At 72.0% G+C, this 18,039-nt stretch carries 14 protein-coding genes; 10 read left to right on the forward strand and 4 right to left on the reverse strand.

What is annotated here, in order from left to right:
* The first annotated feature begins 11 nt into the window (after positions 1-11).
* The 6 genes from ACFYY1_RS27845 (at position 12) to ACFYY1_RS27870 (ending at position 7,234) form a co-directional block, all read left to right on the forward strand.
* The gene (locus ACFYY1_RS27845) at positions 12-983 is read left to right on the forward strand and encodes a quinone oxidoreductase family protein (protein WP_388590492.1); all 972 of its coding nucleotides are present in this window, start codon (positions 12-14) and stop codon (positions 981-983) included.
* Between the two features lie 36 nt (positions 984-1,019).
* A complete protein-coding gene (locus ACFYY1_RS27850; RefSeq protein WP_388590493.1) occupies positions 1,020-1,895 on the forward strand; it encodes a TauD/TfdA dioxygenase family protein in 876 nt (291 codons plus the stop codon).
* Complete coding sequence (locus ACFYY1_RS27855) at positions 1,879-3,165, forward strand: MFS transporter (RefSeq protein ID WP_388590495.1); 1,287 nt, start codon at positions 1,879-1,881, stop codon at positions 3,163-3,165. The genes ACFYY1_RS27850 and ACFYY1_RS27855 overlap by 17 nt, the downstream gene beginning before the upstream one ends.
* Positions 3,162-3,755, forward strand: a complete 594-nt coding sequence (locus ACFYY1_RS27860; RefSeq protein ID WP_388590497.1) for an RBBP9/YdeN family alpha/beta hydrolase — start codon at positions 3,162-3,164, stop codon at positions 3,753-3,755. Before ACFYY1_RS27855 ends, ACFYY1_RS27860 begins: the two co-directional genes overlap by 4 nt.
* Positions 3,752-5,734 carry an acetoacetate--CoA ligase gene (locus ACFYY1_RS27865; RefSeq protein WP_388590499.1) on the forward strand — a complete coding sequence of 661 codons (1,983 nt, stop codon included), beginning with the start codon at positions 3,752-3,754 and terminating at the stop codon, positions 5,732-5,734. The genes ACFYY1_RS27860 and ACFYY1_RS27865 overlap by 4 nt, the downstream gene beginning before the upstream one ends.
* A gap of 84 nt (positions 5,735-5,818) precedes the next feature.
* Positions 5,819-7,234 carry an amidase gene (locus ACFYY1_RS27870; RefSeq protein WP_388590501.1) on the forward strand — a complete coding sequence of 472 codons (1,416 nt, stop codon included), beginning with the start codon at positions 5,819-5,821 and terminating at the stop codon, positions 7,232-7,234.
* A gap of 52 nt (positions 7,235-7,286) precedes the next feature.
* Here the strand turns inward: ACFYY1_RS27870 and thpR are convergent, their stop codons facing one another.
* Both thpR and ACFYY1_RS27880 read right to left on the reverse strand, forming a co-directional pair.
* On the reverse strand, positions 7,287-7,901 hold the full coding sequence (thpR, locus tag ACFYY1_RS27875) for an RNA 2',3'-cyclic phosphodiesterase (RefSeq protein ID WP_388590503.1): 615 nt from the start codon (positions 7,899-7,901) through the stop codon (positions 7,287-7,289).
* 282 nt (positions 7,902-8,183) lie between these two features.
* Complete coding sequence (locus tag ACFYY1_RS27880) at positions 8,184-8,960, reverse strand: IclR family transcriptional regulator (RefSeq protein WP_388590504.1); 777 nt, start codon at positions 8,958-8,960, stop codon at positions 8,184-8,186.
* 128 nt (positions 8,961-9,088) lie between these two features.
* On the opposite strand from ACFYY1_RS27880, the gene hutH reads away from it, so the two are divergent.
* The 3 genes from hutH (at position 9,089) to ACFYY1_RS27895 (ending at position 14,277) form a co-directional block, all read left to right on the forward strand.
* Positions 9,089-10,624, forward strand: coding sequence for a histidine ammonia-lyase (gene hutH, locus ACFYY1_RS27885; protein WP_388590506.1), 1,536 nt, complete (start codon positions 9,089-9,091; stop codon positions 10,622-10,624).
* 194 nt (positions 10,625-10,818) lie between these two features.
* Positions 10,819-13,539 (forward strand): aminotransferase class I/II-fold pyridoxal phosphate-dependent enzyme, encoded by a 2,721-nt coding sequence (locus ACFYY1_RS27890; RefSeq protein WP_388590508.1) that lies wholly within the window; start codon positions 10,819-10,821, stop codon positions 13,537-13,539.
* A 168-nt stretch (positions 13,540-13,707) separates the two neighbouring features.
* Positions 13,708-14,277 (forward strand): HutD family protein, encoded by a 570-nt coding sequence (locus tag ACFYY1_RS27895; RefSeq protein ID WP_388590510.1) that lies wholly within the window; start codon positions 13,708-13,710, stop codon positions 14,275-14,277.
* 98 nt (positions 14,278-14,375) lie between these two features.
* Here ACFYY1_RS27895 and hutG read toward each other — a convergent pair whose 3' ends face one another.
* Positions 14,376-15,356: a formimidoylglutamase gene (hutG, locus tag ACFYY1_RS27900; RefSeq protein ID WP_388590511.1), complete on the reverse strand. Its 981-nt coding sequence runs from the start codon at positions 15,354-15,356 to the stop codon at positions 14,376-14,378.
* Entirely contained in the window at positions 15,353-17,038 is a 1,686-nt protein-coding gene (gene hutU, locus ACFYY1_RS27905; RefSeq protein ID WP_388590513.1) for a urocanate hydratase, read from the reverse strand. The genes hutG and hutU overlap by 4 nt, the downstream gene beginning before the upstream one ends.
* Before the next feature lie 157 nt (positions 17,039-17,195).
* On the opposite strand from hutU, the gene hutC reads away from it, so the two are divergent.
* The gene (hutC, locus tag ACFYY1_RS27910) at positions 17,196-17,999 is read left to right on the forward strand and encodes a histidine utilization repressor (RefSeq protein ID WP_388590515.1); all 804 of its coding nucleotides are present in this window, start codon (positions 17,196-17,198) and stop codon (positions 17,997-17,999) included.
* Positions 18,000-18,039 lie beyond the last annotated feature (40 nt).

The following is an 18,039-nucleotide window of genomic DNA, read 5'->3' on the forward strand; positions in this document are numbered from 1 at the left end:
GAGAGCCTCCCATGGCACACGCCATCCGCTTCCACGAGACCGGCGGCCCCGACGTCCTGCGGCTGGAACAGGTCACCGTCGGCGACCCGGGCCCCGGACAGGTCCGCCTCCGGCACGAGGCCATCGGCCTCAACTTCGCCGACACCTACTTCCGCACCGGCCTCTACCCGGCACCGCTGCCCGCCGGTCTCGGTGTCGAGGGCGCCGGCATCGTCGAGGCCGTCGGCGCGGGCGTCACCCACGTCGCCGAGGGCGACCGCGTCACGTACACCGGCAGCCCGCTCGGCGCCTACAGCACCGAACGGATCATGCCCGCCGACCCGCTGATCCGGCTGCCCGACTCCATCGGCTGCGAGAGCGCCGCCGCGATGACCATGCGCGGCCTCACCGCCGCCTACCTGCTGCGCCGGATCCATCCCCTGCAGCCCGGCGACACGATCCTGCTGCACGCCGCCGCGGGCGGGGTCGGCCTGATCATCTGCCAGTGGGCGAAGCTGCTCGGCCTCACCGTGATCGGTACGGTCTCCACGGAGGCGAAGGCCGAACTCGCCCGTGCCCATGGTTGCGACCACACCGTCCTGTACCGCCGGGAGGACGTCGCCGAGCGGGTGCGGGAACTGACCGGCGGGGCAGGCGTGCCCCTCGTCCTCGACAGCATCGGCAAGGACACCGTCGCCGGGTCCATGGCCTCGCTCAGCCGCCGCGGCCTGCTGGTCTGCTTCGGCACGGCGTCCGGCGTGCCGCCGCTCGACGCGATGCAACTCGCCGTCCACGGCTCGCTGTTCGTGACCCGCCCCGCCCTGGCCGACTACATCGCCGAGCCGGCCGAACGAGACGCTCTGGCCGACGAGCTCTTCGGCCACGTCGCCGCCGGCCGGATCGCGATCCGGGTCAACCAGCGCTACGCCCTCGGCGACGCGGTGGCGGCGCACCGGGCCCTGGAAGCGGGCCGCACCACGGGTTCGTCCGTCCTCATTCCCTGACCCCCTCGTTCCTCCCGACCGCCACAGGAGAGTGCAATGACGCAGAGCTCCACCCGCACGCGGATCCAGGTCGAACCGCTGACCTGCACCATCGGCGCCGAACTGCACGGCGTCCAGCTCAGCGAAGCCGCCCACGACGCCGGCCTCCACGCCGAGATCAAACAGCTCCTGCTCCGGCACAAGGTGTTGTTCCTGCGCGACCAGGACATGACCCGCGCCGAGCACGTCGCCTTCGCCTCCCGCCTCGGCCCGCTGGAGGACCACCCGGTCCTCGGCAGCGATCCGGACCACCCGGGCCTCGTCCGCATCTACAAGGACCTGGACAGCAAGCCCGAGCACTACGAGAACGCCCTGCACTGCGACGCGACCTGGCGCGACCGGCCGCCGATGGGAGCTGTGCTGCGCTGCGTCGAGACGCCCGAGGTGGGCGGCGACACGATCTGGGTGAACATGGCCGAGGCGTACCGCAGGCTCCCCGAACACATCCGCACACAGATCGCGGGCCTGCGCGCCCGGCACAGCATCGAGGCGAGCTTCGGCGCGGTCATGCCGATGGAACAGCGCCACCAGTTGAAGGCCCGCTATCCGGACCCGGAGCACCCGGTGGTCCGCACCCACCCGGAGACCGGCGAGAAGATCCTCTTCGTCAACGCCTTCACCACCCATTTCGTCAACCACCACACCCCCGAGAACGTACGGTTCGGCCAGGATCACGCCCCCGGCGCCAACCTGCTGCTGAACTACCTGATCAGCCAGGCGGCGATCCCCGAGTACCAGGTCCGCTGGCGCTGGACCACCAACAGCGTGGCCATCTGGGACAACCGCTCCACCCAGCACTACGCCGTCCAGGACTACTGGCCGGGCGTCCGCAAGATGGAGCGCGCCGGGGTCGCCGGTGACCGGCCCTGTTGAGCCGATGACCCGCCGCTACGCGTGGTTGGTGTTCGCCCTCAGCTTCGGACTGCTGCTCTCCGACTACATGTCGCGGCAGGTCCTGAACGCGGTGTTCCCGCTGCTGAAGGCCGAATGGCTGCTCTCCGACGCCCAGTTGGGCTCCCTGAGCGGAATCGTGGCCCTGATGGTCGGACTGCTGACCTTCCCGCTGTCGCTGCTCGCCGACCGATGGGGCCGGGTCAGGAGCCTGGTCCTGGCCGCGGTGGTGTGGAGCCTGGCGACCCTGGGCTGCGCCGTCTCGGCGAGCTACGGACAGATGTTCCTGGGCCGCTTCATGGTCGGCGTGGGTGAGGCGGCGTACGGGAGCGTCGGCATCGCGGTGGTGCTGAGCGTGTTCCCGGCGGGACTGCGGGCCACCCTCTCCGGCGCGTTCATCGCGGGCGGCGCCTTCGGATCCGTACTCGGAGTGTCGATCGGCGGAGTCGTGGCCCAACACCTGGGCTGGCGCTGGACGTTCGCCGTCATGGGCCTGTTCGGACTGGTCCTGGCGGCTGTCTACGGCGTCGTCGTGAAGGAGCGGAAACTGGCGGCGGCCGACGTCGGACCCGGCGGAGCGCCGGACACCGGGGGGCCGGTGCGGGCGCTCCTGCCGAGGCTGTTCTCCTCCGTCTCCGTGCTGTGCGCCTATGTCGGCAGCGGACTGCAGATGTTCATCGCGATGGCGCTGCTGGCCTGGATGCCCAGCTTCCTCGATCGCTCCTACGGCCTGGCGCCGGGCAAGGCCGGGCTCGCCGCCGGCGTCTTCGCGCTGATCACCGGGATCGGCATGATCGGCGGCGGCATGGTCTGCGACCGGCTCGGACGCGGAAGGCCCCGGCTCAAGTGGACCGTCGCCGTCGTCTGCAGTCTCGGATCGCTGACCCTGCTCACGGCAGGCTTCCAACTTCCGCCCGGCGCACCACAACTCGTCCTCGTCGGCATCGGCACGCTGCTGTCCAACGCCACCGCGGGACCTGCCGCCTCCATGGTGGTGAGCCTGACCCCGACCGCCGTCGCGGCGACGGCCATGGCCACGCTCACCCTTGCCAACAGTCTGCTGGGCCTGGCACCGGGCCCCGCGGTGACCGGCATGCTCGCCGACCGCATGGGCCTGCACGCCGCACTCCAGGTCATCCCGCTCGTCTCGCTGGTGGCGGGCCTGGCCTTCGCCCTCGGCAGACGCCATTACGACAAGGGTCTGGTCTCGCTCTCGGCCTGGGCCCTCAGAAGATCGGAACTCCCGACATGAATCCCACTCCCGACCCCACGGTCGTGCTGGTGCCCGGACTGCGCGGCCACGTCCCCGACCACTGGCAGACGCTGCTCACCGCCAAGATCCCCGGTGCCGTGACCGTGCCGCCTCCGACGGACGCCGGGCTCGCTCGCGACGCCCGGGTGGCGGCCCTGAACGACACACTGTCCCGGATCGAAGGGCCGGTGGTGCTCGTCGCGCACAGCGCCGGAGTGCTCACCACCGTGCACTGGGCGGCCCGGCACCGCCACCCGGTGCGCGGCGCGCTGCTCGCGACACCACCGGACTTCGACACCCCGCTGCCCGACGGCCACCCCGACCCCGCGACCCTGCGGGAGAACGGCTGGCTGCCGGTCCCCCGTACGCCCCTGCCGTTCCCCGGCGTCGTCGCGGCGAGCACGAACGATCCCCTGGCCCGCTTCGACCGGGTCGCCGAACTGGCCCGTGCCTGGGGCAGCCGCCTGGTGGACATCGGCCCGGTCGGACATCTCAACCCCGCGTCGGGCTACGGGCAATGGCCGCAGGCACTGGAGCTGCTCCGCACCTTCGGCTGCGGCACGGGCCGGGACACCGGGGTGCCCGCGTGAGCGCGCACGAATCCGGCCTCGCCGACTTCCTGCGATGGCTGGCCCAGGAGCGCGGCCTCTCGTTCACCGACTACGCCGAGCTGTGGCGGTGGAGCACCGCCGACCTCCCCGGTTTCTGGTCGGCGGTGTGGGAGTACTACGGGCTGGACGCCGTCAGCGACTACGACGAGGTGCTCGCCGACGCGACCATGCCCGGCGCGAACTGGTTCACCGGAGCACGCCTCAACTTTGCCCGGCAGTGCCTCGCCCACGCCACCGACGAACGCCCCGCACTCGTCGCCGTGTCCGAGACGGGGGACCCGGCGGAGATCTCGTGGGACCGGCTCGGCGGCGAAGTGGCCGGCCTGGCCGCGGCTCTGCGCGAGATGGGCGTGGGCCCCGGCGACTGCGTCGCCGGGTACCTGCCGAACATCCCGCAGGCCGTGGTGGCCCTCCTGGCCACCGCCGCCGTCGGCGCGACCTGGACGGTGTGCTCGCCGGACTTCGGAACGCCGAGCGTGCTCGCCCGGCTGCGCCAGGCGCGGCCGACGGTTCTGGTGGCCGCGGACGGCTACCGCTACGCGGGCCGGGACCACGACCGGCGCCCGCACACCGCCGAGCTCCTGGACGGTCTGCCCACGGTCCGCCACCTCGTCGTCGTCGACCGTCTCCACACCTGCGAGAGTGGTCCGGCATGGTCCCGGCGGCCGGACGTGACACAGCACAGGTGGGCCGAACTGGCCGGCCGGCGGGCCCGACCGGCCTTCGCCGACGTCCCGTTCGACCACCCGCTGTGGATCCTGTGGTCCTCGGGCACCACCGGCGTACCGAAGGGCATCGTGCACGGTCACGGCGGCATCGTCGTGGAACTGCTCAAGGCCCTCGGACTTGGTGCCGACCTGCGGGCGCGGGACCGCTTCCTCTTCCACACCTCCACCAGCTGGATGGTGTGGAACCTCATGGTCGCGGGCCTGCTGCACGGGGCCACGCTCGTCCTGTACGACGGAAGCCCCACCCACCCCGACGTGAACGGGGTCTGGCGGATCGCCGAACGTACCGGCGCGACGGTCGTCGGTGTCGGCGCCGCCTACCTGATCGCGGGGGAGAAGGCGGGCGCCCACCCGGCGGCCGACACGGACCTCCGCGCGGTGCGGTCCATCCAGCAGACCGGTTCGGCGATGCCCGACAGCACCTGGCGCTGGGTCCACGACCGGCTCGCCCCTGACGCCCGCCTCCAGTCGATCTGCGGCGGCACCGACATCTGCTCGGTCCTCGCCGGCGGCTCCCCGCTGCTGCCGGTGCGCACGGGCCGGATCTCGGGGCCAGCCCTGGGCGTGGCCCTCGCGTCCTGGGACGCCGACGGGCAGCCGCGTACCGGGCAGCAGGGCGAACTGGTGGTGACGGCGCCGATGCCGTCGATGCCGCTGTTCTTCGTCGACGACCCCGGCGACGAGCGATACCGGAGCAGCTACTTCGACGTCTATCCGGGCGTGTGGCGGCACGGCGACTGGGTCACCGTCGACACCGACCTCTCGGTCGTGGTGGCCGGACGCTCCGACGCCACGCTCAACCGGATGGGGGTGCGGATGGGATCGGCCGATCTCTACGCCGTCGTCGAACAGCTCCCGCGGATCGCGGACAGCCTCGTCGTCGGCGCCGAACTGCCGGACGGAAGCTACTGCATGCCTCTGTTCGTCGTGCCGGCGGAAGGGGAGCGATTCGACGACGGCCTGCGCGGCGAGATCGTCGGCGCGATCCGGCAGAGCCTGTCGCCCCGCCATGTGCCGGACATCATCGTCCCCGTCGAGGCGGTGCCCCGCACCCTCACGGGAAAGAAGCTGGAGGTCCCGGTCAAACACATTCTCCAGGGCGCACGCGTCACCGACGTCAGCACGGAAGGCGCCGTGACCCGGCCCGACATGCTGGCCTGGTTCGCGGACTTCGCCGCCGAACTGCGCACCGGTGGGGGAGAGGAGCCACAGCGGAACATGCCCGGCTGACCGGCCCGTGACGCGGCCTCGCGTGTTACTCGGCGGTAAGGAATGATGGGGAAAACCATCCACACGGCGGGGGCTGAGGCAGCGATGACCACTTTCGAGGAACGGACCAGGGTGCACGCCTTCCGGGACGACGCCCTGGGAGAGCATGACGCCGTCGGTCTGGCCGCGGCGATCCGGCGGGGCGAGGTCGGCGCCGCCGAGGTCGCCAGGGACGCGGCGGAACGGGTACGGACGGTCGAGGCACGGCTCAACGCGGTCCGGACGCCCGTCGACGTCCCGGCGGCCGCCACCCGCGCGGGCGGTGCCTTCGCCGGGGTGCCGACCTTCGTCAAGGACAACACCGACTACCTGGGGCTCCCCACCGGCCACGGCAGCGCGGCCTTCACCCCGAGGCCCGCGCGACGGCACGCGCCGGTCGTCCGGCAGTTCCTGAGCAGTGGCGTCACGGTGCTGGGCAAGACCCGGCTGCCCGAGTTCGGGTTCAGCCCGACCACGGAATTCGAGGACGCCGAGCCCGTTCGCAACCCGTGGAACACCGAGCACTCGGCGGGTGGTTCGTCGGGCGGCAGTGCGGCGCTCGTCGCCGCCGGGGCGGTGCCGATCGCGCACGCCAACGACGGCGGCGGCTCGATCCGGATCCCCGCCGCCTGCTGCGGTCTCGTCGGTCTGAAACCGACCCGCGGACGGGTCGTGGCGAACGCCGAGAGCCGTCGACTGCCGCTCGACATCGTCGCCGACGGCGTCGTCACCCGTTCGGTCCGGGACACCGCCGCGTTTCTCGCCGCCGCCGAGAAGTACTGGCGCAACCCCGGGCTGCCGCCCCTGGGCCTGGTCGAAGGTCCCTCCGGGCGGCGGCTGCGCATCGGCTTCCTGCTGGACTCGCCGAACGGTGTCCACGCCGACGCTGCCACCCGGGCGGCCGTCACGGCGACCGTGGCCACGCTCGAACGGCTCGGCCACACCGTGGAGCCGGTGGAGCTGGACCTGGACGCCCGCTTCACCGACGACTTCCTCACCTACTGGGGCCTGCTGTCGTTCCTCATCGGTTCCACGGGCCGGAGCTTCGGGGCCGACTTCGACCGGCACCGCATGGACGGCCTCAGCCGAGGGCTGCGGGAGACGTACCTCCAGAACTGGCGGCGCACTCCGGGCGTGCTGCGCAGGCTCAGGCGTACGAAGGAGGCGTACGCGGCGGCGTTCCGCGGGCTCGACCTCATCCTTTCCCCGGTACTCGCCCACCCCGCGCCCCGGATCGGCCACCTCAGCCCCACCGTTGCCTACCCGACGCTGATCGAGCGGATCCTCGCGTACGTCGCGTTCACACCCATCGACAACGTGGTCGGCACACCGTCGATCTCGGTGCCCACGCCGAGCGCGACCGAGGACGGACTGCCCGTCGGCGTCATGCTCTCCGGCCGCCCCGGCAGCGAACGGACGCTGCTGGAGGCCGCGTTCGCACTGGAGGCGGAGCAGCCCTTCCGGCGCATCCAGGGCCCCTGACATCGCGGCGGCACCCCGGGCCTCCTCAGGTTCCGGCGACCGCTCACCGCCGTCAGGCCCCGTCGAATCTCCACGAGGTGATGTCGCGGTAGTGGATCGCCCCGGGACCGCGGCCGATGTTGCTGCCGACCAGATGCAGGCGCGCCGCCCGCCACGGCCGGCCGGTGAACCCGGACAGGCCGGCGGCCGCCACCGCGCACGACAGGTCGTCGCGGCGGGCGCGGGCCAGGGTGAGGTGGGGGCGCAGCGGCCGGCCCGCGAAGGGGACACCGCACTCCTCGACCGCGGCGCGCACCGCGGTGGCGAGCAGGCGCAGCCCTTCCAGGTCCCCGTCGATCCCGCTCCACAGCACCCGCTCGTCGAAGTGCCCGCTGCCGCGCAGTGCCAGTTCCAGCGGGGGGCGCGTCGCTGCCAGGTGCGCGAGGGGCGGCCGCAGCAGGGGGACCGCCGTGACGGGGAGCTCTCCGAGGAACGCCAGCGTGATGTGCCAGTCCTCGATGCGGTTCCACCGCATGCGCGGATACGCCTCGTACGTGGGGCCCAGCGCCCGCGCCAGCTCGTCCTTCGCCTCGTCGGGCGGGGCGAGTGCGATGAACACGCGTATCGTCGCCGCCGGGAGCCGTTCGCCCGCTCCGGATTCCCTCGCCTGCTCGGACGGATCGGTCATCGTCGCTTTCCTGCTCGGGGTGCGGCCGGTTCCGCGTACGCCACCCGATGACACGCCGTCCGACCCTGCAATCTGATTTCCTGCCGACCCGAGGGTACGGGGTGGCGGGACCGGCCCCCTAAGGGCTGTCCCGTAATCCCTGATGGGCGTGCGACGACGGCCACGGCACCTCGCCGCGTTGTCGGAACGCCCGAATACGTCCAGTATTCGGGCGTCCCTCCGCCTTGCGATGCACCGCGTCCGACGCCGCACGCTGATCCACCAGGGATTACGGGACAGCCCTTAAGCGGAAGGGGCGGAGGTCGCGCCGCCCACCCGGCGGGTCAGTTCCCGTGCCGTCTGCGCCACGTGCCCCGCGATCCGCTGCCGCTCCGCCTGGTCGACCGCCTCGTCGGGGTAGGTGACCGCGACCCCGGCGATCGGACGCGCGTGATGGTCCAGGACCGGCGCGGCGACCGAGGAGAGGCCCGGCGTCACCTCGCCCTCCTCCGTCGCGTACCCGAGGTGCCGCGCCTGGGCCAGCAGGGCGCGCAGCGCCGTCAGCGTCGCAGGACCCGCGCCGTGCCGCTGCACGAACGCCGACCGGTCGGGGAAGATCGCCCGCACCTGCGCGGGCGGCAGCAGGGCGAGCACGGCCCGGCCGCTCGCCGTCAGATGGGCCGGCAGCCGGACGCCGACCTCGCTGACCAGGGGCGGGCGGCCCGGGGCGCGTTCCTCGATGACGTAGATGACCTCACGGCCGTGCAGGACGGCGAGGTTCGCGTTGTGCCCGGTGCGGTCCACCAGCGAGGCGAGCGGAGCCCGCGCGAGCCGCTGGAACGGCGCCTGGCGCTCGTAGCCGGAGGCCAGCTCGAAGGCGCTGACCCCGAGCCCGTAGCGCCTCTCCTCCGGCAGATGGACCACGAAGCCGTCCGCCGCGAGGGTGTCGAGCAGGTGGTACGTCGTCGAGCGCGCCAGCCCCACGTCACGGCTGATGGCGGCCGCGGGGACGGGTGCGGCCTGGCGGGCCAGATAGCGCAGGACGGCCAGCGCCTGAGCGGCGGCAGGGACGATGCTCATGGGGCGAGAGTAGACCAGAGACGTCGCAAACTATGTGTCTGGGATCCCAGATGTAATGTCTTGGATCCCAGACACAAGCCGGGCCGCATGACTCGCGAACCCCTGCCCACCTGCGGCTTCATTGGGACATGACCGTTGTTGTTGGTGTCGGTGCCCTTTCCGCCGACGAAGTTGTGTCCGTTGCCCGTCACGGTGCCCAGGTGGCCCTCGCCCCCGAGGCGCTCCAGGAGATCGCCCGCAGTCGCGAGGTCATCAAGGCCCTCGCCGACGACGCCAAGCCCCACTACGGCGTCTCCACCGGCTTCGGTGCCCTGGCCACCCGCCACATCCCCACCGAGCTGCGCGCCCAGCTCCAGCGCAGCCTCGTGCGCTCGCACGCCGCGGGCTCCGGCCCCGAGGTCGAGCGCGAGGTCGTACGGGCCCTGATGCTGCTGCGCCTGTCCACCCTCGCCACCGGGCGCACCGGCGTCCGCACCGAGACCGCCGAGGCATACGCCGCGCTCCTGAACGCGGGCATCACCCCGGTCGTCCACGAGTACGGCTCGCTCGGCTGCTCCGGCGACCTGGCCCCCCTCGCGCACTGCGCGCTCGCCGTCATGGGCGAGGGCGTCGTCCGCACCGCCGGCGGCGAGCGCAAGCCCGCCGCCGAGGCCCTCGCCGAGGCCGGCATCACCCCGGTCGTCCTGGAGGAGAAGGAGGGCCTCGCCCTCATCAACGGCACCGACGGCATGCTCGGCATGCTCGTCCTCGCCGCCCACGACCTGCGCCGCCTGCTGCGCACCGCCGACATCGCCGCCGCCATGAGCGTCGAGGGCCAGCTCGGCACCGACGCCGTGTTCGCCGCCGACCTGCAGGCCATGCGCCCGCACCCCGGCCAGAGCGACAGCGCGGGCAACCTGCGCTCCCTGCTCGCCGACTCGGCGATCATCGCCAGCCACGCGGGCCCGGACTGCACCTACGTCCAGGACGCCTACTCGCTGCGCTGCACCCCGCAGGTCCACGGCACCGCCCGTGACACCCTCGGCCACGCCGAACTCGTCGCCTCCCGCGAGCTCGCCAGCGCCGTCGACAACCCGGTCGTCACCCTCGACGGCCGCGTCGAGAGCAACGGCAACTTCCACGGCGCCCCCGTCGCCGCCGTGCTCGACTTCCTTGCCATCACCGTCGCCGACGTCGCCTCGATCTCCGAGCGCCGCACCGACCGGTTCCTCGACCCGGCCCGCAACCGCGGCCTGAACGCCTTCCTCGCCGACGACCCGGGCGTCGACTCCGGCCACATGATCGCCCAGTACACGCAGGCCGCGATCGTCTCCGAGCTCAAGCGGCTCGCCACCCCGGCCTCCGTCGACTCGATCCCCTCCAGCGCCATGCAGGAGGACCACGTGTCCATGGGCTGGTCGGCCGCCCGCAAGCTGCGCCGCGCCATCGACGGCCTCGGCCGCGTCCTCGCCGTCGAGCTCTACACCGCCGCCCGCGCCCTCGATCTGCGCGCCCCGCTGACCCCCGCCCCGGCCACGGCCGCGGTGCGCGACGGACTGCGCGAGACCGTCGAGGGCCCCGGCACCGACCGCTGGCTCGCCCCCGAGATCGAGGAGGCCGTCCAGTACGTGGCCTCCGGCCGCGCCCTGGCCGCCGCCGAGTCCGTGACCGGCGCCCTGGTCTGACCGGGACGCAGTCCCTCACACCTTCCGGGTCCCCGCGGGGACCCGGAAGGTGCGGCAGGCCGCTGCCGCGCACGCCCAGGGGTGTCCTGCCGATCAGGCCGGGCTCGCGGCCCGATCGGCAGAACACCCCCTCGCCACCCCGGCCCTCCCTGTCCGCGGCGGGCCGGGCAGCCCTCAGAAGGAGCCGTTCCCCGGTGAATGACCTGCCGACCGCCACGGTGCACAACAGCGTCGGGCAACTGCGCGCCGACGCCTGGAGTTCACTGACGGATCTCACCCACCGCCTCGCCGCACACGGCGTGGACGGCCGCCGGGACACCACCGCGCGCATCCAGGAACTCATCCGCCTCCTGACACCCATCGAGCACTGCTGGGCCTTCCCCGGCACAGCCGCCCTGAAGGAGCTGCGCAGGCTGTACGACCAGGGCGAGTACCGGCAACTCGCCCAGCGCACCGACGAGCTGGACCGAGCCCTCGCCGGAGACCGGCACCGCGGCACCGCCCCGCACACCGCCGCCACGCCGAGCGCCGCACCCGACGAGACGACGGACACCGCGCACCCCCAGCCCGCGCCCTCCACCCCGTACTTCGAGGTCCTCGTCGTCGGAGACCTGGACGCCGCCGAGGAACAGGCGCTGCGCGCCGAACTGCGCCGACTGCGCCGCCCCGACGACGAGTTCGCCTACGAGATCGTCGTCGCCCCGAGCTTCGAGGACGCGGTCATCACGTCCCTCGTCAACTCCAGCCTCCAGGCCGTCGTCATCCGCGACCGGTTCGCCGACCGCTCCCGCCACGACCTGAGCGTCGTCCGCCGGTTCTTCGACGAAGCCGCCGACGCCCACGCCGCCACACCCGGGGACAGCGGCGAGCAGATCCGCGCCCTGGGCGACCGACTCCTCGCCCTGCGCCCCGAGCTCGACCTCTACCTCGTGTCCGAACGGGCCGTCGAGTCCACCGCGGGCCGCCTCAGCCGCCGTTTCCGGCGCGTCTTCCACGCCCGCGAAGGCCTCCTCGAACTGCATCTGTCGATCCTGTACGGCATCAGCGAACGCCACCGCGCCCCGTTCTTCACCGCCCTGCGCGCCCACAGCCGCAAGCCCACCGGCGTCTTCCACGCCCTGCCCGTGTCCCGCGGCGCCTCGGTGCTCAACTCGCCCTGGATCCCGGAGATCGCCGACTTCTACGGCCTGAACATCTTCCTTGCCGAGACCTCCGCCACCTCCGGCGGCCTGGACTCCCTGCTCGCCCCCACCGGCCCGCTGCGCGAGGCCCAGGACCTGGCCGCCGAGGCCTTCGGCGCCCGCCAGACCTACTTCGTCACCAACGGCACCTCCACCGCCAACAAGATCGTCGTGCAGGCGCTCGTACGCCCCGGCGACATCGTGCTCGTGGACCGCAACTGCCACAAGTCCCACCACTACGGACTCGTCCTCGCCGGCGCCCATGTCGTCTACCTCGACGCCTATCCCCTGGACGAGTACGGCATGTACGGGGCCGTGCCGGTGGAGGAGATCAAGCGGAAGCTGCTGATGCTCAAGCACGAGGGCGTCCTGCACCGCGTCAAGCTCCTCATGCTCACCAACTGCACCTTCGACGGGATCGTCTACAACCCGTCACGCGTGATGGAGGAGTGCCTGGCCCTCAAGCCGGACCTGGCGTTCCTGTGGGACGAGGCATGGTTCGCCTTCGCCCGCTTCCACCCCGTCTACCGCCAGCGCACCGCCATGGCCGCGGCCCGCACCCTCACCGACCGCTACCGCGACCCCGAGTACGCCGACACCTACGCGGCCCACCGCGCGAGCCTCGGCGACGACCCCGACGACGAGACCCTCGTCACCGGCCGGCTGATGCCCGACCCGGAAAAGGTCCGTGTCCGCGTCTACGCCACGCAGTCCACGCACAAGACGCTCACCTCGATGCGCCAGGGCTCCGTGGTCCACGTCTTCGACCAGGACTTCCGCCACAAGGTCGCGGAGACGTTCCACGAGGCGTACATGACGCACACCTCGACGTCGCCCAACTACCAGATCCTCGCCTCGATGGACCTCGGCCGCCGACAGGCCGTCCTCGAAGGCTTCGCCCTCGTGCAGAAGCAGCTCGAACAGGCCGGCGTGCTCCGCGACGCGGTCGCCCAGCACCCGCTGCTCAGCCGCTACCTGCGCATCCTCACCACGCCGGAACTCATCCCGCACCGCTTCCGCTCCTCCGGCATCGAACAGCCCTTGCGCACCGGCCTCGCCCGGATGGAACGGGCCTGGGCGGAGGAGGAGTTCGTCCTCGACCCCACCCGCGCCACCCTGCACATCGGGCTCACCGGCATCGACGGCGACACCTTCAAGCACGACCTCCTGATGGACCGGTACGGCGTCCAGGTCAACAAGACGACCCGCAACACGCTGCTGTTCATGACGAACATCGGCACCACCCGCAGCTCCGTCGCCTACCTCATCGAGGTGCTCGTGCGCATCGCCGAGGACCTGGAGGAACGCATCGGCGAGATGAGTCCGCACGACCGGGCCGCGCACCGCGGCGCCGTCACCGGACTCGACGCGGGCGCCGCCGCCCTGCCCGACTTCAGCGCGTTCCACCCGGCGTTCCGGCCGAGCCCGCGCACCCCCGAGGGCGACATGCGCTCCGCGTTCTTCCTCGCCTACGACGACACCGAGTGCGAGCACCTCTCGACGGACGACATCTCCGACGCCATGGCGCGGGGCCGCACGGTCGTCTCGGCCACGTTCGTCACCCCGTACCCGCCCGGCTTCCCCGTGCTCGTCCCCGGACAGGTCGTCAGCAAGGATGTCCTGACCTACATGGCCGCCCTCGACACCCGCGAGATCCACGGATACGACCCGGCTGCCGGATACCGGGTCTTCACCGAGGCCGCCCTCGAAGCACGCCACACCGCCGAGCGCTGAACGCTCTCCCTGTCCCACGCACCTCCTCCTCCGCAGCCCCGGGCAGCGGGGGAGGAGCTCGCGTTTTCCCGACCGACCGACCGACCCACCGAGCGACCGACCGACCCACCGAGCGACCGACCGACCCATTGACCGACCGACCGGACCCGGAAGGAACAACACCCCCTCATGGCACCTCAGATCCTGCGCGCACACGAGCGGACCCCCGCACCGTGGAAGAACGGCGGTGGCATCACCACCGAGGTCATGGCCCACCCCCAGGGCGCCGGCACCGACGACTTCACATGGCGGATCAGCGTCGCCGACGTCGCGAGCAGCGGCCCCTTCTCCGTGTTCGAGGGCGTCGACCGGATCATCGCCGTCGTCGAGGGACCGGGCATGGCCCTCACCGTCGACGGTGCGGAGCACGTCCTGGACACCCGCTGCACGCCCCTCGCCTTCTCCGGCGACGCCACCACCGACTGCCGGCTGCTCGACGGCCCCATCGTCGACTTCAACGTCATGGTGCGGCGCACCGAGGTGAAGGCGGCCGTGTCCGTCGAACGGCGCTCCACGGTGCTGCGCCCCGCGCCCTGGACCCGTGTCCTCGCGATCGTTCTCGAAGGCACCGCGGCCCTGCACCGGGAGCCCGTCCGCCTCGGCCGGCTCGACGCGGTCCTGTTCCACGACGACGAGGACCCCGCCGACATCGCTGTCGACGGGGTCCTCGCGGTCGTCGCACTCACGGACATCCGCTGAGCGGATCCGGGCAGGCCGCCCGGCATGCAACAGCCGCGGCCGCCAGGCCGCGGCTCTCGTATGCCGGGCGGCCTGGCGGCCTGTTCAGGGGGAGGGCGTCACGCCCAGGTGGTGGCCGTCCGGTGCACCAGACGGGCGCCGGCCCTTGCCGTGCGCTGGTCGACGTCGAACTCCGGATTGAGCTCGGCGACGTCGACGACCACGAGTTTGCCGCTGCCCGCGACCCGTGTGCAGACCCGCTCGACGACCTCCATGGGCACGCCGTAGGCGGCGGGCGCGCTGACCCCGGGAGCGACCGCCGCCGGCAGCACGTCCAGGTCGATCGTCAGGTGCACGAGGTCGCAGCTCGCGAGGAACTCGTCGACGAACGACTCCACCCGCGCCAGGTCGAGCAGCCCGCACTCGGTGTCCGGCAGGTACCGCACCCCGAGCGACTCCGCGGTGCGGAACAGCGTCTCGGTGTTGGCGGCCTGGCTGATGCCCAGCACCCAGTAGTTGAGGTCACGGCCGTGGAGCCGCTCGCTCTGCGCCATCTGCAGGAACGGCGTGCCCGAGCTGGGCCGCACGTCGTCGCGCAGATCGAAGTGCGCGTCGAGGTTCAGCACGCCGAGCCGCCCGCCGGCCTTCAGCGCCCGCGTCTGCTCCAGACCGCTGTACGTGCCGAACGCGACCTCGTGGCCGCCGCCGAGTACCACCACGGGGTGGCCCGCGTCGACGAGCTGTGCGACCGCGCGGCCCAGCCGCTGCTGACCGGCCTCCAGAGCGTCGTCCGCGTCGCCGGTGACCTCCACGTCACCGGCGTCGAGCGCCCGCAGCGGCTTCGGCAGGGCCATCGAGGACAGAGCCCGCCGCAGGGCGTCAGGACCCTGTGCGGCACCCTGCCGCCCCTTGTTGCGGCGCACGCCCTCGTCGCTGCGGAACCCGACGAACGCGATGTCGCCCGGCTCCGTCAGCTCCGGATCGAGCTCGACGGCCTTGTGCCACCGCAGGTGCTCCGCGCCGGGCCCGTCGTCCCGGCCCGACCAGGGGCGGGCCGGGACGTCCGCGGCCGGGGGAGCGGTCTCCTGGAACGTGCTCACGCCGCGCCGCCCTCGTCCTCCGTCATCGGGATGCGCACGCCGCGCTCCTTGGCGACCGAGGTGGCGTACTCGTAACCGGCGTCGACGTGCCGGATGACACCCATGCCCGGGTCGTTCGTCAGGACACGTTCGAGCTTGCGGGCCGCGAGCTCGGTCCCGTCGGCGATGCAGACCTGGCCGGCGTGGATGGAGCGGCCCATGCCGACACCGCCGCCGTGGTGGATGGACACCCAGGAGGCACCCGAAGAGGTGTTCACCAGGGCGTTGAGCAGGGGCCAGTCGGCGATGGCGTCGGAGCCGTCGAGCATCGACTCGGTCTCGCGGTACGGGGAGGCCACCGAACCGGAGTCCAGGTGGTCACGGCCGATCGCGACCGGCGCGGACAGCTCGCCGCTGGCGACCATCTCGTTGAACTTCAGGCCCGCGCGGTGGCGTTCGCCGTAGCCGAGCCAGCAGATGCGGGCCGGCAGGCCCTCGAACGAGACGCGCTCGCCGGCCATGTCGAGCCAGCGGTGCAGGTGCTTGTTCTCCGGGAACAGCTCCTTGATCGCCTTGTCGGTGGCCTCGATGTCCTTCGGGTCGCCGGACAGCGCGGCCCAGCGGAACGGGCCGAGGCCCTCCTCGAACAGCGGCCGGATGTGCGCCGGCACGAAGCCGGGGAAGTCGAAGGCCCGGTCGTAGCCCGCCTTGCGCGCCTCGTCGCGGATCGAGTTGCCGTAGTCGAAGACCTCGGCGCCCTTGTCGAGGAAGCCGACCATGGCCTCGACGTGCAGGGCCATCGACTTGCGGGCGCGCTCGGTGAAGCCGGCCGGGTCGGCCTCGCGCTCCTTGTGCCAGTCCTCGACCGAGACGCCGACGGGCAGGTAGGCCAGCGGGTCGTGGGCGGAGGTCTGGTCGGTGACGATGTCGATCGGGGCGTCCCGCTCAAGGAGCTCGGGGAAGATCTCGGCGGCGTTGCCGACGACACCGATGGACAGGCCGCGGCGCTCGTCGCGGGCCTGGACGGCCAGTTCGAGGGCATGGTCGAGGTTGTCGGCCTTGACGTCGAGATAGCGGGTGCCGATGCGGCGGTCGATGCGCGTCTCGTCGACGTCGACACAGATCGCGACACCGTCGTTCATCGTCACGGCCAGCGGCTGGGCGCCACCCATGCCGCCCATGCCGGCGGTCAGGGTGATCGTGCCGGCCAGGGTGCCGTCGAACTTCTTGCGGGCGACGGCACCGAAGGTCTCGTACGTGCCCTGCAGGATGCCCTGGCTGCCGATGTAGATCCACGAACCGGCCGTCATCTGGCCGTACATCGTCAGTCCCTCGGCCTCCAGCTTGCGGAACTCCTCCCAGTTGGCCCAGTCGCCCACCAGGTTGGAGTTGGCGAGCAGCACGCGCGGCGCCCACTCGTTCGTGCGCATCACACCGACCGGCTTGCCGGACTGCACGAGGAGGGTCTCGTCGTCCTTGAGGGTCTTGAGCGTGCGGACGATCGCGTCGTACGCCTCGTGGTTACGGGCGGCCTTCCCGGTACCGCCGTAGACGACGAGGTCCTCGGGGTGCTCGGCGACCTCGGGGTCGAGGTTGTTCATGAGCATCCGCAGGGCGCCTTCCTGCTGCCATCCGAGGCAGTTCAGTTCGGTGCCGCGCGGGGCCCGGACGACGCCCGGCGCTTCGTGGGAAGGGCTGGTCATGTGTGCTCCTCTTGGGGATCGAGCCGTTGTGCACCGTCATGACACGCGAGGGGCGCAGCCGGGACCAGCGGCGCCGCCCGCATTTCTCGGATCCGAGACGCCTACCCGGGAAGGGGCCACCGGCCCGTTCGTCGATGGCACCGCTCCCATAGGATTCGTGACAGGCAGCAGGCAGGGGGAGCGGATGGCGAGGACGGTGGGCGGCGTGGTCGTGGACCCGGCGGAGCTGGCCCGGTGGTACGAGCAGGGCACGGGCGGTTCCGTCCCCGCGTACCAGCGCGTCAAGGAGCTCGTCGAGCGGCAGATCAGGAACGGCCACTGGCAGGAGGACGACGCCCTGCCCTCGGAGAGCCAGTTCGTCGACGCCCTCGGTCTGTCCCGCATGACGGTCAACCGCGCCCTGCGCGAGCTCGCCACCGAGGGTGTGATCCGGCGCGTCATGGGCGTCGGCAGCTTCGTCGCCCAGCGCAAGGCCAGCTCCGCGCTCCTGGAGGTCCACAACATCGCCGACGAGGTGCATCACCGCGGCCACCGCTACGCCGCCCGGGTGCTCTCCCTGGGCGAGGAGAAGGCCGACGACAGGACCGGCGCGCACCTCGGTCTCGGCACCGGGCAGCCGGTCTTCCGCTCAAGGGTGGTGCACTACGAGGACGGGGTGCCGCTCCAGCTGGAGGACCGCCACGTCAACCCGGCCTTCGCCCCCGGCTATCTGGACCAGGACTTCACGCTGCAGACGCCGTACACGTTCCTGTCGAAGGTCGCGCCGCTCGGCCGCGGCGAGCACATCGTGGAGGCGGTCCTGGCCTCGCCCGAGGAGTGCGCGATCCTCGACATCGGGCCGTCCGAGCCATGTCTGCTGATCCTGCGCCGCACATGGTCGCGGGACGCCCTCGTGAGCATCGCGCGCCTGCTCCACCCGGGTTCCCGCTACCGCCTCGAAGGCGCGTTCGCCATGCATTGAGACGGCTCGGGCGGCCAGGCCCGTCCGGCGGATCAAGGGC

The organism is Streptomyces sp. NPDC001890, from assembly GCF_042891445.1.
Taxonomy (GTDB): Bacteria; Actinomycetota; Actinomycetes; order Streptomycetales; family Streptomycetaceae; genus Streptomyces.